Source organism: Chryseotalea sp. (assembly GCF_057350905.1).
Map to the genome: position 1 here is coordinate 16,716 of NZ_JBMRCF010000023.1, position 12,660 is coordinate 29,375.

The 12,660-nt window shown below is 39.6% G+C and carries 14 protein-coding genes; 13 read left to right on the top strand and 1 reads right to left on the bottom strand.

Features of this window, described 5'->3' with window-relative positions; all coding sequences use genetic code 11:
- Positions 1-71: 71 nt before the first annotated feature.
- The 5 genes from ACO1XM_RS20500 (at position 72) to ACO1XM_RS20520 (ending at position 6,176) form a co-directional block, all read left to right on the top strand.
- Positions 72-644, top strand: coding sequence for a helix-turn-helix domain-containing protein (locus ACO1XM_RS20500; RefSeq protein ID WP_486232538.1), 573 nt, complete (start codon positions 72-74; stop codon positions 642-644).
- A 111-nt stretch (positions 645-755) separates the two neighbouring features.
- Positions 756-1,229: a DUF3347 domain-containing protein gene (locus ACO1XM_RS20505; protein WP_486232540.1), complete on the top strand. Its 474-nt coding sequence runs from the start codon at positions 756-758 to the stop codon at positions 1,227-1,229.
- Positions 1,230-1,251: 22 nt separating this feature from the next.
- Complete coding sequence (locus ACO1XM_RS20510; RefSeq protein WP_486232542.1) at positions 1,252-3,381, top strand: multicopper oxidase domain-containing protein; 2,130 nt, start codon at positions 1,252-1,254, stop codon at positions 3,379-3,381.
- Positions 3,382-3,464: 83 nt separating this feature from the next.
- Positions 3,465-5,717, top strand: a complete 2,253-nt coding sequence (locus ACO1XM_RS20515) for a heavy metal translocating P-type ATPase (RefSeq protein WP_486232544.1) — start codon at positions 3,465-3,467, stop codon at positions 5,715-5,717.
- Complete coding sequence (locus ACO1XM_RS20520; protein ID WP_486232546.1) at positions 5,718-6,176, top strand: hypothetical protein; 459 nt, start codon at positions 5,718-5,720, stop codon at positions 6,174-6,176.
- Positions 6,177-6,351: 175 nt separating this feature from the next.
- Here ACO1XM_RS20520 and ACO1XM_RS20525 read toward each other — a convergent pair whose 3' ends face one another.
- Positions 6,352-6,954 carry a Crp/Fnr family transcriptional regulator gene (locus tag ACO1XM_RS20525; RefSeq protein WP_486232548.1) on the bottom strand — a complete coding sequence of 201 codons (603 nt, stop codon included), beginning with the start codon at positions 6,952-6,954 and terminating at the stop codon, positions 6,352-6,354.
- A gap of 95 nt (positions 6,955-7,049) precedes the next feature.
- On the opposite strand from ACO1XM_RS20525, the gene ACO1XM_RS20530 reads away from it, so the two are divergent.
- The 8 genes from ACO1XM_RS20530 (at position 7,050) to ACO1XM_RS20565 (ending at position 12,640) form a co-directional block, all read left to right on the top strand.
- The gene (locus ACO1XM_RS20530; protein WP_486232550.1) at positions 7,050-7,625 is read left to right on the top strand and encodes a flavodoxin family protein; all 576 of its coding nucleotides are present in this window, start codon (positions 7,050-7,052) and stop codon (positions 7,623-7,625) included.
- Between the two features lie 3 nt (positions 7,626-7,628).
- Positions 7,629-7,919: a DUF1330 domain-containing protein gene (locus ACO1XM_RS20535; RefSeq protein ID WP_486232552.1), complete on the top strand. Its 291-nt coding sequence runs from the start codon at positions 7,629-7,631 to the stop codon at positions 7,917-7,919.
- A gap of 25 nt (positions 7,920-7,944) precedes the next feature.
- Positions 7,945-8,394, top strand: a complete 450-nt coding sequence (locus tag ACO1XM_RS20540) for a DoxX family protein (protein ID WP_486232553.1) — start codon at positions 7,945-7,947, stop codon at positions 8,392-8,394.
- On the top strand, positions 8,391-9,023 hold the full coding sequence (locus ACO1XM_RS20545) for a hypothetical protein (RefSeq protein ID WP_486232555.1): 633 nt from the start codon (positions 8,391-8,393) through the stop codon (positions 9,021-9,023). The genes ACO1XM_RS20540 and ACO1XM_RS20545 overlap by 4 nt, the downstream gene beginning before the upstream one ends.
- 343 nt (positions 9,024-9,366) lie before the next feature.
- A complete protein-coding gene (locus tag ACO1XM_RS20550; protein WP_486232557.1) occupies positions 9,367-9,786 on the top strand; it encodes a heavy-metal-associated domain-containing protein in 420 nt (139 codons plus the stop codon).
- Between the two features lie 435 nt (positions 9,787-10,221).
- Positions 10,222-11,622, top strand: a complete 1,401-nt coding sequence (locus tag ACO1XM_RS20555) for a GAF domain-containing protein (protein WP_486232559.1) — start codon at positions 10,222-10,224, stop codon at positions 11,620-11,622.
- Positions 11,623-11,759: 137 nt separating this feature from the next.
- Complete coding sequence (locus ACO1XM_RS20560) at positions 11,760-12,023, top strand: hypothetical protein (protein ID WP_486232561.1); 264 nt, start codon at positions 11,760-11,762, stop codon at positions 12,021-12,023.
- A gap of 359 nt (positions 12,024-12,382) precedes the next feature.
- On the top strand, positions 12,383-12,640 hold the full coding sequence (locus tag ACO1XM_RS20565) for a hypothetical protein (RefSeq protein ID WP_486232563.1): 258 nt from the start codon (positions 12,383-12,385) through the stop codon (positions 12,638-12,640).
- The last annotated feature ends 20 nt before the right edge of the window (positions 12,641-12,660 follow it).

The following is a 12,660-nucleotide window of genomic DNA, read 5'->3' on the forward strand; positions in this document are numbered from 1 at the left end:
AATGTAAAGTTTAAGTCAGTCTAGAAACTATCTTTGATTTGTCTTGGTTATCTGAATACTAGTATCTTTCTATGAATCGTCTTTTTATTAAGAATATGGTTTGCCAGCGTTGTATCGCTGCTGTGAAGCAGGAGTTCAATAAGGTAGGTTTGGAACCAGCGAGTCTTACACTAGGCGAAGTTGATTTAACTGAGCCCCCATCAGATGAGCAACTGCATCAATTAGATGCGGGATTACAGGACTTAGGCTTTGAAAGAATAGACGACAGGAAAGCGCGCATTATTGAAGCTGTGAAAAATAAAATCATTCAGCTTATTCACCATAGCAAAGAAATTGACCGAAAACACAATTGGTCCACTATCCTTGCCGAGCATGCACATTACGAATACAATTACCTAAGCAATCTTTTCTCTTCGGTAGAGGGCCTCACGCTTGAGCAATATATCATCCGGCAAAAAATTGAAAAGGCCAAAGAACTTCTTTTCTATGATGAACTTAACCTGAGTGAAATTGCCAGTCAGCTCGGTTATAGTAGTGTGGCCCATTTATCCGCACAATTTAAAAAGGTTACCGGCATGACTCCCTCGGCATTAAAGAAAAACAGGCAATCTAAAGATGTCAGGAAACCACTTGACGATTTATAAAGATGGTTGATTGAGCTTAATAGAGAAATTGTGTAACTTTTATCCTTAATTATAAAAAACGCTGTTAGCCTCCAGGCGTTGAATACCATACGTTCACTTAATCATTTTACTATGAAAATGCGTATCATCATTCTAACGCTTTTATTTTCTTATCAGCTACAAGCGCAAAACAACGATCTATCCTTATTAACCGCTTACCTGGACATAAAGGATGCACTTATATCCAATAAAGCGGCTGAGGCCAGTGAAGCTGCCATCGCGTTAACCACGGCCATATCGAAAATTAAAACAACGGATGACAATGATGCCGTTGCAGCAGCCTGGAAACAACATAAAGATAATTTGTTAAAGCAAGCTGATATTATCTCAAAAGCGAAGGATATTGAAAAACAACGTGCTGCATTTGCTGAATTGTCTGTTGCCTACTGGTCCGTTGTAAAGCTGACGACTACAGGTGAAACCCTGTATTACGATTATTGCCCCATGAAAAAAAGCCATTGGATCAGTGCTGAGGAAAGCATTAAGAATCCATACTACGGTGCTAAAATGTTAAGCTGCGGAAAAGTAGCTGAAAAAATTAACTAGTTTTATTTTACATACTTCAATTATGCGTACGCTTATCAGCAGTATACTAATATTGCTTTGCCCTTTAATTTCACAAGCACAAAAGCTTGTGCGTTATGATTTAGTCATCAGCGACACAATTGTTAATTATACAGGGAAAGAAAAAAAAGCGATTGCCATTAATGGCCAATTACCTGCCCCCACGCTTTACTTTACCGAAGGCGATACCGCTGAAATACATGTTTTCAACAAACTGCATCATGAAACCTCCATCCACTGGCACGGATTAATTTTACCCAACGAGTATGATGGCGTGCCTTATTTAACTACTGCTCCGATTTTACCGCACGGACATCATGTTTTTCGTTTTCCGATTGTGCAAAATGGAACATACTGGTATCACTCGCATACTATGTTACAAGAGCAAATTGGTATGTATGGCGCTTTCATCATTCATAAAAGAGAAGAAAGTAAAATACCGGAATATACCATGTTGTTAAGTGACTGGAGTGATGAAAACCCACACCAGATTGAACGCTCTTTGCATTATGCTACCGATTGGTACGCCATTAAAAAAGGAGCTGCACAAAGTTATGGCGAAGCCATCAAAGCCAAACAGCTGGGCACAAAATTCGAAAATGAATTTAAACGGATGGCTGCTATGGATGTAAGCGATGTGTATTATGACAAAGTATTCACGAACGGCAAACCTGAACAAGCATACAAAACCTTACAACTAGGCGATAGCATTCGGGTAAGGATTATTAATGGCAGTGCCTCAACCTACTTCTGGTTAAATTATGCAGGCGGGAAAATCAGCGTTGTAGCCAGCGATGGAATGGATGTTGTACCCGTGGAAGTTGATCGCCTCATTGTAGGCGTATCAGAAAGTTATGATGTAATAATTAAAATACCTGATGCAGGAAGTTATGAATTACGTGCCACCTCAGAAGACAGAACCAACTATACTTCCCTTTGGTTAGGCGAAGGCAAGAAACAAGCAAGCACACCCATGCCACGCCTCAACTATTTTGAAGGCATGAGCATGATGAACGACATGATGACGGTAGGCGCACAAATGAACGATATGGGCATGGACATGAGTCTGCAGCAAATGGATATGAATGCCGTGATGTATCGGGAACTAACCGAACAAGAACAAAGTCCGGTAACGCTAAACTATGCCATGCTCAAATCACCCATTGCTACTACATTACCAAAAGCACTTACACGCACCTTAAATTTTACACTTACCGGCAATATGAATCGCTACATCTGGACCATGGATAATCGCACCATTTCAGAGAGTGATAAAATACTGATTAAAAAAGGAGAAAACATTCGGATCGTCCTTACCAATAATTCGATGATGCGTCACCCCATGCACCTGCACGGGCACTTTTTTCGCATTGTTAACGGACAAGGTGACTATGCACCACTAAAAAATGTGCTTGATATTATGCCCATGGAAACCGACACCATCGAGTTTCATGCCTCAGAGGAATATGGGGACTGGTATTTTCATTGTCATATTCTTTACCACATGATGAGTGGGATGGGTAAAATTTTTAGCTATGAAAATTCACCACCGAATCCACAGCTTCCTAATCCAAAGAAAGCCTTACGTAAAGTATACCAGGACGACAGACGTTTTTACCTGGGCGCTACCCTTGGGCTGGAGAGTAACGGTAGTGATGGTGAGCTAATGCTCTCCAATACTCGTTGGATGCTGCAAAGCGAGTGGAGACTTGGTTTAAATTCAAAAAGTGGTTATGAAGCTGAGCTGCATGCAGGAAGATTTATCGGACGTAATCAATTTCTATTTTTATATACTGGCTGGGATCAGCGTTACAGATCAGAGCCAGAAGTAGAAGAAACAATTTTTGGCCAGACAAATACTAGCAACAAGCGTGGCGTTGCCTGTTTTGGTTTTCAATATACCATGCCCTGGTTTATTGTGGCTGATTGGCGCGTAGATCATACAGGCATAGTGCGCTTACAAATAAGTCGTGATGATATTCCGCTGACCCAACGGATAAGGCTATGGGCAAATGTAAATAGTGATTTAGAATACAGTGTAGGCGCGCGGTATATTCTCAGTAAGTATGTATCACTTTCAACACACTACGACAGCGATATGAAACTGGGGGGTGGTGTTCGCATAAGCTACTAGTCCACTATTTTGTAAACAATTGCATAAATTATATAAAACAATAGGGCTGTAAGCAGAGTATACTTACACATAATTTAAGAGATATGTCAAATACTACTTTAGCACCTAAAATAAATAAAGACAAGTTGGTCAAGCAAAGCTTTCCTGTGCTGGAAATGACTTGTGCTGCCTGTGCAGTAAGTGTTGAGTCAATGCTGAAAAATACACCGGGTGTAGCAGAGGCAAGTGTCAATTATGCCAATCAAAGTGCCTTTGTTGAATATGATAACAGTACCGCAACTGTAAATGATTTACAGCAAGCCGTAAGATCAATCGGATATGACCTGGTTATTGATACAGAAGATCCGCAAGCGATAAAAGAAGAAGCACAACGTAAGCAATACGAAGCTGTAAAAAGCAGAACCATTTGGTCGTCCATTTTAGCTTTGCCTGTGGTGATTATTGGTATGTTCTTTATGGACATGCCCTATGGAAATTATATTTCCATGGTTTTAACTGCACCTGTTGTTTTTTATTTCGGGCGTAACTTTTTTATACATGCCTGGAAACAAGCACGTCATGGAAAAGCCAATATGGATACGTTGGTAGCACTTTCTACGGGTATTGCCTTTGTCTTTAGCGTTTTCAATACTTTCTTTCCTGAGTTTTGGCACAACAGAGCCCTACATGCCCATGTGTACTATGAAGCAGCAGCAGTAGTTATCGCCTTCATTTCCTTAGGTAAGTTGTTAGAAGAAAAAGCTAAATCGAATACTTCATCAGCCATTAAAAAGTTAATGGGTTTGCAACCCAAAACAGTGCGTGTACTCGTAGATGGCCAGGAACTTGAATGGCCCATTGCCACTGTTAAAGCAGGTAACATCATTATTGTAAGACCTGGTGAAAAAATACCGGTTGATGGTCAGGTAGTCAATGGAATATCTTTTGTCGATGAAAGCATGATTTCAGGCGAACCAATTGCGGTAGAAAAGAAAAAAGGTGATCAGGTATTTGCTGGCACGATCAATCAAAAAGGAAGTTTTCAATTTGAAGCACAAAAAGTTGGTGCTGATACTATCCTTTCTCAAATCATAAAAATGGTACAGGAAGCACAGGGTAGTAAAGCGCCTGTACAAAAGCTGGTGGATAAAATTGCCGGTATTTTTGTGCCTATTGTTATTGGTATCTCCATCGTAACTTTTATTACCTGGATGATGTTGGGCGGAGATAATGCCTTTACGCATGCCTTGTTAACTTCTATTACCGTGTTGGTGATTGCTTGTCCTTGTGCACTTGGTTTAGCAACTCCTACTGCCATTATGGTGGGTGTTGGTAAGGGTGCTGAAAATAATATACTCATCAAAGATGCCGAAAGTCTGGAGCTGGCACATACCGTTAATGCCATCATCCTAGATAAAACCGGAACCATTACGGAAGGTAAACCTGTAGTAACGGATATGTTCTGGATTGATGGGGATAAGGCCTTTAATCAATACAAGGATTTGTTATATAGTATTGAGGTGCAATCAGAACACCCCCTGGCGCAAGCCATTGTCGATCGACTGAAAGAAAATAAAGCACAGTCCATTACACTTGATACCTTTGAAAGCATTACCGGAAAAGGTGTTGAAGCACAAAACAAGGGGAACCGCTATTATTTAGGCAATGAAAAATTGTTAATAGATAAAAAAGTAAGTATTACCAGCTCCCTTCAAAAACAAGTAATTGAATGGCAGGCAGCCGCTAAAACTGTAGTCTACTTTACTGATCAGCAACAAGTATTATCAATCATCGCAATCGCTGATAAAATTAAAGAAAGTTCAAAAGCAGCCATTGCTACCTTACAGAACAAAGGCATTGAAGTATACATGCTTACTGGAGATAATCAGCAAACAGCAAAAGCCGTTGCGCAGCAGGTAGGCTTAAAACATTTTAAAGCCGAAGTGCTGCCTGGTGAAAAAGCCGAATTTGTAAAACAATTACAAGCGCAAGGAAAAGTTGTAGCCATGGTGGGAGATGGTATTAATGATTCGCAGGCTTTGGCGCAAGCCGATGTGAGTATCGCCATGGGTAAAGGATCGGACATTGCCATGGATGTTGCTAAAATGACTTTAATCACTTCTGACTTAAACATAATACCCAAAGCCCTGAATCTTTCTACTCAAACCGTAAAGGCAATTCGTCAAAATTTATTTTGGGCATTTATTTACAATATTATCGGAATACCGCTAGCTGCGGGATTGTTATATCCTTTTAATGGCTTTCTTTTGGATCCGATGATTGCTGGTGCCGCCATGGCACTCAGTTCTGTAAGTGTGGTGAGTAATAGTTTAAGATTAAAATTTGCGAATATATAAATGGATACACTTGAAAAAATAGCAACAAGCCAATGGCATGCTGAAGAAAAGCTGCTGGAAACCATCCTCAGTGGAGATGTAGATGAAGAGGATATCATTCAATGGGAAAATTCTTTAGAAAAAGCACTGAGTGAAATCCCTGCAGGCTCCACTTTTAAATGCCTGGTAAACCTTCATGGTTTTACGGCTGTCAACATTCATGCACATAAGCGATATCGTACTATTATTCCGCTTACGCTGGCAAAGTATTATTGGAAAGTGGGCTATGTAGATTTGTTTGAAGAAGCCAATCAGTTAACACTTTCAAAGAATAGAAATATTCAGTGTGTGGCGGCAGTGCATGTTCATCAGGATGAAACGAAGATCAGTAAGTACGAGGAAAAATTCGGTCGTGACAATGAACATTTCATGACCGATCCTGATAAAGCCAAAGCCTGGATACTACAGTATAAAATATAAATAAATTACTCATACTCTTTTTTACTCAAAATCCGTCTAACCGCTGTTAACATACGAATTCAGCGGTCAGACGGATTATCTCTTTATCTAACATCTTCAATTTTAAAGCTATGGGAGTATGTGGGGATTTTTAGTATAACTATCAGTCTTGTAACTGATAACAAAACTGATGTTCTCAATTCTTTCTACTCTTCCCCTTTTCTTCTTTCAATCGCTTTTTGATCTTACTCAAAAACTCTGCTGATATTCCCAGGTAAGAGGCAACCAGTCGTTGTGGAATTCTTATTTCAATTTTTGGATACTTTTCCTGAAATGCCAGGTAGCGGTCTTCAGCAGTCATGCTAATATTCTGCACAACCCTTTGTTGAAAAGCCACAAAAGCCCTTTGCGTTATTATACGAAAGTAACGCTCCATTAATGGAATTTTTTCATAAAGCATTTCCAAACTTTCAAAAGACATCTCCAACACAGTACTGTCTTCAATGGCCTGAACATTAAAGGTTGCCGGTACCTGCATAATAAAACTATTCAAGTCACTGATCCACCAGCCCTCAATGGCGAATTGCACAGTATGCTCCTGCCCATTTAAATCAATAAAATAAGTACGTATGCTGCCTTCCGTTACAAAATTCGTACAGCGGCTTACTGCTCCATCATGCACTAAAAATTGTCCTTTTTTTACTTTCCGCTCGCGCAAGCAGGAAGTAATCAGCTTTTTGTCAGCCTCCGACAATGCAATGTGTTTCTCCAGACTTTCTAATAACAGTTTGCTCTTCATCTTGAACCAGTTCAAGTCAAATTAATAATTCAGTTCATTTTTAAGGCTATTGCTTAGGCTCACCTTTGAATCGTCAAACAAAAGACAAACTCAATATGAAAATAGCAATAATCTATCACAGTGGTTACGGCCACACAAAAGTTGTGGCCGAACGCATTGCACAAGGTGCAAAAACAATTCTTCCTGCGGTTCATTTACTCACTACACATGAGGCCATGGCCAATCCACTGTTACTGGACGAGGCCGATACCCTTGTTTTTGGTAGCCCTACCTATTTTGGTAATGTCTCATCCGAATTCAAGCTCTTTATGGAGTCTACCGGTGGCTTGTGGGCAAAGCAATTATGGAAGAACAAACTGGCTGCAGGATTTACAAACTCATCCAGTACCAATGGCGATAAACTAAATACCCTTATCAGCCTTTCGCTTTTTGCTGCACAACACAGCATGCTCTGGATACCCCTCGGCTTGTTGCCAAAGTATGACGAACAGGGCAAACAACTGTCCGAGCACAACGGCATGGCTAGCTACTTAGGTTTAATGACGCTCTCCGATAATGCACACCAAACATTTACTGAACCTGCCGACCTGATGACAGCCGAGCTGTTCGGACAACAAATCGCCATGGCTACCGGCAGGTTACGCCAACAACATCAACTCATAAAAAACTAAAGTATGAAAGGTTACTGTTTATTCGACTGCTTACAGATTTCCGATGGGGAAGATTTTGAAGCATATAGAAAAGAAGTTGTACCGCTGGTAGAAAAGTACGAAGGTCAGTATATCATTAATCGAGGAAAGATAATCACTGTTGAAGGTACGTGGAGACCCAGCTTTCTGGTGATGATAGAATTTCCAAGCTATGAAAAAGCAATTGCCTGGTATAACTCGCCAGCCTATTCAGCTCTTAAAGCATTGCGCTTTTCATTCTCCGTCTCTAACGGAATTATCATTGAAGGAAAATAGAATAACGAATAAAAATTTAAACAACATGAAAAAAATAGTATTTAACACAAAAGAAAACTGGGGCGCAACGATCCTACGCATCGTTTTAGGCATTGTTATATTTTCGCATGGTGCCCAAAACATGCTGGGTTGGTTTGGTGGATACGGTCTTGCCACCACGTTAAAAGCATTAACTGTGATGATGAATTTGCCATGGCTTGTTGCCCTCAGTGTTATTTGCATACAATTTTTTGGTTCCATTATGCTGATGCTTGGTGTAGGTACCCGCATCGCTGCCTTGGGAATTTTCGGAATATTTATCGGTATGGCCACTTACCATTTCGATTATGGCTTTCACATGAACTGGTTGGGCACTAAATCGGGTGAGGGATTTGAATACCATGTACTTGTGCTCTCCATGTGTCTGACATTGCTTATTTATGGCGGTGGTTCTATGTCTCTTGATCAAAAGCTTTTTAAAGCAAAAGCATTATGAAACACATTATCGTTCTGTTGACGATCATCTTCATATGCAATTGTGCTCAGGCGCAACATTTTACCGCAGAGGTAATGGCTGGTGATCGGAATTACTATTATGCACACAGTCTTAATCAGTCATTTGAAGGTAATAAACGTTTCAGTTTCTCTCATGCTTCATCACTGCATTCTCTCTATGTGGAAAAACAAAAGAACGAACTGATGAGTCAAACATACCTGAGCTACGGACTTACTAAACATTTCAGGTTAGCTGCTGGTACCTTTTATGCATCAAAGCCGGGGATCTCTGCATCCCTGGCGTTACAAAGCAGTTTTCAGGTTCAATACTTGCGAGCGCTTATTGTACCTCGCATAGACCTCAAGCATGGCGGGTCTTACGAGCTAATGGCCTTACTCGATTATGATGTACCGATAACAGAAAAACTCCTCCTGCACATACGAACACAGGTGATGGGTAATTACACACAGAGCATTCACAATAGAAGTTACCAAAACGTGCGTATAGGTTTGAAGCGCAAGCACAGTGCTTTCGGTTTAGCGCTTAATGTGGATGAACGAGGTGCCGAGAGACAGCAACAATGCAACTGGGGAGTATTCTTTCGCCATGATTTTAGCAAAAACCCATAGTTAAATAAAAGCTATAAAGCAATCATGCAATCTTATAACAAAAAGGTTAAAAGCAGCTGTATTTTTGAACCATCAAAAGGCATCATGTTAAAAACATCCAGAATACTCATACTTGTGCTGGGCATTGTAGTAGCAGCTTTCTGTATTCATATATTTTTATAATATTGAATATCTCAAACGCCAGCTACTTTAATTCAGCCTACGTGCTTTGCAAGCCCAGGGTAATCCATGTTTTAACAGCACACCTGATATTTCTAATAATGGAATCTTATAAAGCATACATAAAATCCTGTAAACCAGAAAACCCAAAAACTGCGTTAATGACATTATAGAAATAATCATTATGAAAACCATTACTGTAAAAATACCGAACATGAAAAGTGAACACTGCATGATGACGGTAACTAAAGCTTTGCAAGAATTGAAAGACGCGACTTTAAAAAATATAAGTCCCGGCCAGGCAGAAATTGAACTTTTAGACAACAATCAGGCTTCTGTACTGGAGGCGATTAAAAGGGCTGGCTATCAGGTAGCAGAAATTCAAACAACAGAACACATGGAAAATAAAACTTTTAAAACAAACATAAAATGCGAAGGATGTCTAGCCAAAGTTACACCACACTTAAATGAAAGTGTGGGAGAAGGTAACTGGCGTGTCGACTTGAATAATCCTGCCAAGATTCTGAGTATTCTGACTGAAAGTGCTGCCACAACCGTAAGAGCAGCAGTAGAGAAGGCAGGATTTAAAGCCGAAGAAATATAAGGTACGGTACCGAAACTTTCTTAAAATCATTAACATCCTTTTACGGAAAGGTCTTTATGCTGATATCCATCAGTGCAAAGACCTTTTTCAATTATAAGTCCGGTTAGCTCAATAGTCACCCTCCCCCTGAAGACGGACGAGAGGTGCGTTTGCACACAGTTTTTTTGCAAAAGTCAACAAGAAGGCTTACCCGAACAGCCTTGGTTACTCAAGCCAAAAAAATCACTGCCTCCAGCTTTAAAACTGAATTCCTTTTTTACGCAACTTTCTCAGCCAGTAAATATTCATTTGTCATCAATCTTCATTGTTAAAAGTTCAATTTTCTAATCCCGAAAATAATTTCTATAGTTTAATAGCCAGGTTTTTTTACCACCTGACCTTGATAGATTAAACATCAAGAACAAGTTATGTGGCCGCATTGAAAAAAATACGATTATGAACATTCTGAACATTGGCATAAAGGACTCGCATCCTCAGTGGTTAAAACAACGCATCAAGACCACCAATGTAGTGTTTAGCATACTCGCCTCAATACTTTTATTACTGCTCCTCAGTTCTTTACTTTTTGCTACGCAAATAATGACGATTGCTATAAGTACATCGTTAGTAATAGTAGCCATTACCATCTGGATGCACAGTCTTGGCTTTCACTACCTTACTCGTGTTTTAGTTTCTATACTTCCTGTTGTTGTTGCCAGTTGCATTCAAGGTGCCTACCAAATGAATAATCAGCTACCCAATGCCTCGGCCTGGGTGTTTATAGTGGGATTTCAGATTTTACCCTTCTTACTATTCGATCCATCAGAAAAGAAATTTCGTTTAGTCACCACCACTATCAACATAATCATAGCATGCTGTTATGAACAATTCAATCGGTGGATTGAACTCTCTCAAATCCCATTTACACCGCCTATCCAGGTATTTATTACCATCGCGATCGGACTGATACTCGTTATTGGATTATTAAGTGCCATGGACAACATTTTTGTAAAAACGAATAAAGAGAACACTGACTTAATCAAACGAGTAGCACTGGAAAGAGAAGAACAAAGAGTTGCTCAGGAAAAACTAAGCAAAACACTTGAAGAACTTAACAAATCTAAAGCTGAGGAAGAAAAGAGGATCTGGGCCGCTAAAGGCGTTGCTGAAGTAGTAAAAATAATGAGAGAAGACGATGAGCTTGTTACAATAGCTGATAAAACGCTGGTATATTTAATAAAAGCATTAAATGCAAATCAGGGTGGTTTATTCCTAACAGAAGGCGAAATGCCTAACCAGTTTCTGGATATGAAAGCATGCTATGCCTATCAACGAAAAAAATACATCAAAAAGCAAATAGCCATTGGGGAGGGTTTGGTAGGACAATGCTACCTGGAAAAAGAATATATATACCTGCTGGATGTGCCAGAAGAATATATTATTATCGGTAGTGGGCTTGGAGATAGTAAACCTAGAAGCATTCTACTGGTACCGCTGATTACGAATGATACTGTATATGGCGTTATGGAGCTTGCTTCCTTCAAAGAATTTCAAGACTATCAGATAAATTTTTTGTTAGAGGTCGGTGAAAACATAGCAATGACTGTACGGTCAATTAAAATTAACGAACATACCCAAACACTGCTGTATGAAACGCAGGCTATGGCAGAACAAATGAAACAGCAAGAAGAAGAAATGCGAAAAAGCATAGAAGAAAGCACCCATCTGCAACAGACATTAATGCGAAGCGCAGAAGAATTAAGAATTGAACTGCAGAATAAAAACTATCAAATTTCAATTCTACAAGAAAAAATACAAAGCCTGACTTCCATTGAACTAGCTACTGCAAATGATTAAAAGCCTGCAAAAGCGTTTGCGCCCTCGTGGCTAGAATTGATTAAGAATGGACTTTATAGAATCAAGATAGTTTTAAAATAAGAATAGCTTTCTCTGTCTCTTCAGGGTCGGCTATGTTTAAACTGTCCGTCAAAAAGTTGGTCTTTGCATTCACAATAATCATTATTGCAGTAACTACTGTGTCTGGCCAACCCGGCAATGGGAATGGAAATGGAAATGGGAATGGAAATGGAAACAGGCCATGCACTAACCCACCCTGTGGCGGACCAAATCAGGGTGTACCGATTGATGAAAAAGGGCTAATATACCTTGCGGTAGGTCTTGGTCTATATAAATTGATAAGTAGGGCAAAAAACCGAAAGTCGATTCACCACAGCTCAGGTAAATCAACAGGAAGTTGATACTGTCATTATCTTCTGTTCTAACATCTTTCATTTTCAATGCCTACACTGACTAAAAAAAGAAAAATCAAAAACATCATTTTGCTGCTTCTCTTACTTATACTGCTACCCTTGAGTTTTTCTCTTCTGTTTATAGTTACTCCATGCTACACATTCCCACTTTTTGGCGGAGATCCTCTAAAGTGGTGCAATCTTTTAAAAGGCGATCCTAAACTGGTATCAAGGTTATTTTTCTCCGGCCTCCTTACCGGTTTTTGTATATTCGCATTAATTCTCTATCTAAGAAAAGATAGTCTGTTATGAATCTGGAGCATAACCATTTTATATCAAGCCACACCATGTCTTCAAAAATTGAATACATGAAACTATTAAGGAAGCTGGTTCCATCCCTCGAAACAATACTGGTATCCGAATTAGTTGCCGGTAATAAAATTCGTGAGGCAAGAAATGATGAGACTGGAAATGGCCTTACTATTCTACTTCAAAAACAGTATCATCAGGATTACGAAAACGATGAGCTTAGAAAAGTAATCACAACTGATACACATGATCATGGTATTTACTACATAACAAGAGAAAAGCCCTTGCAAACCCTAATTGCGCCTCACTACGAGTAGTTTGTATTTTCCACATTGTC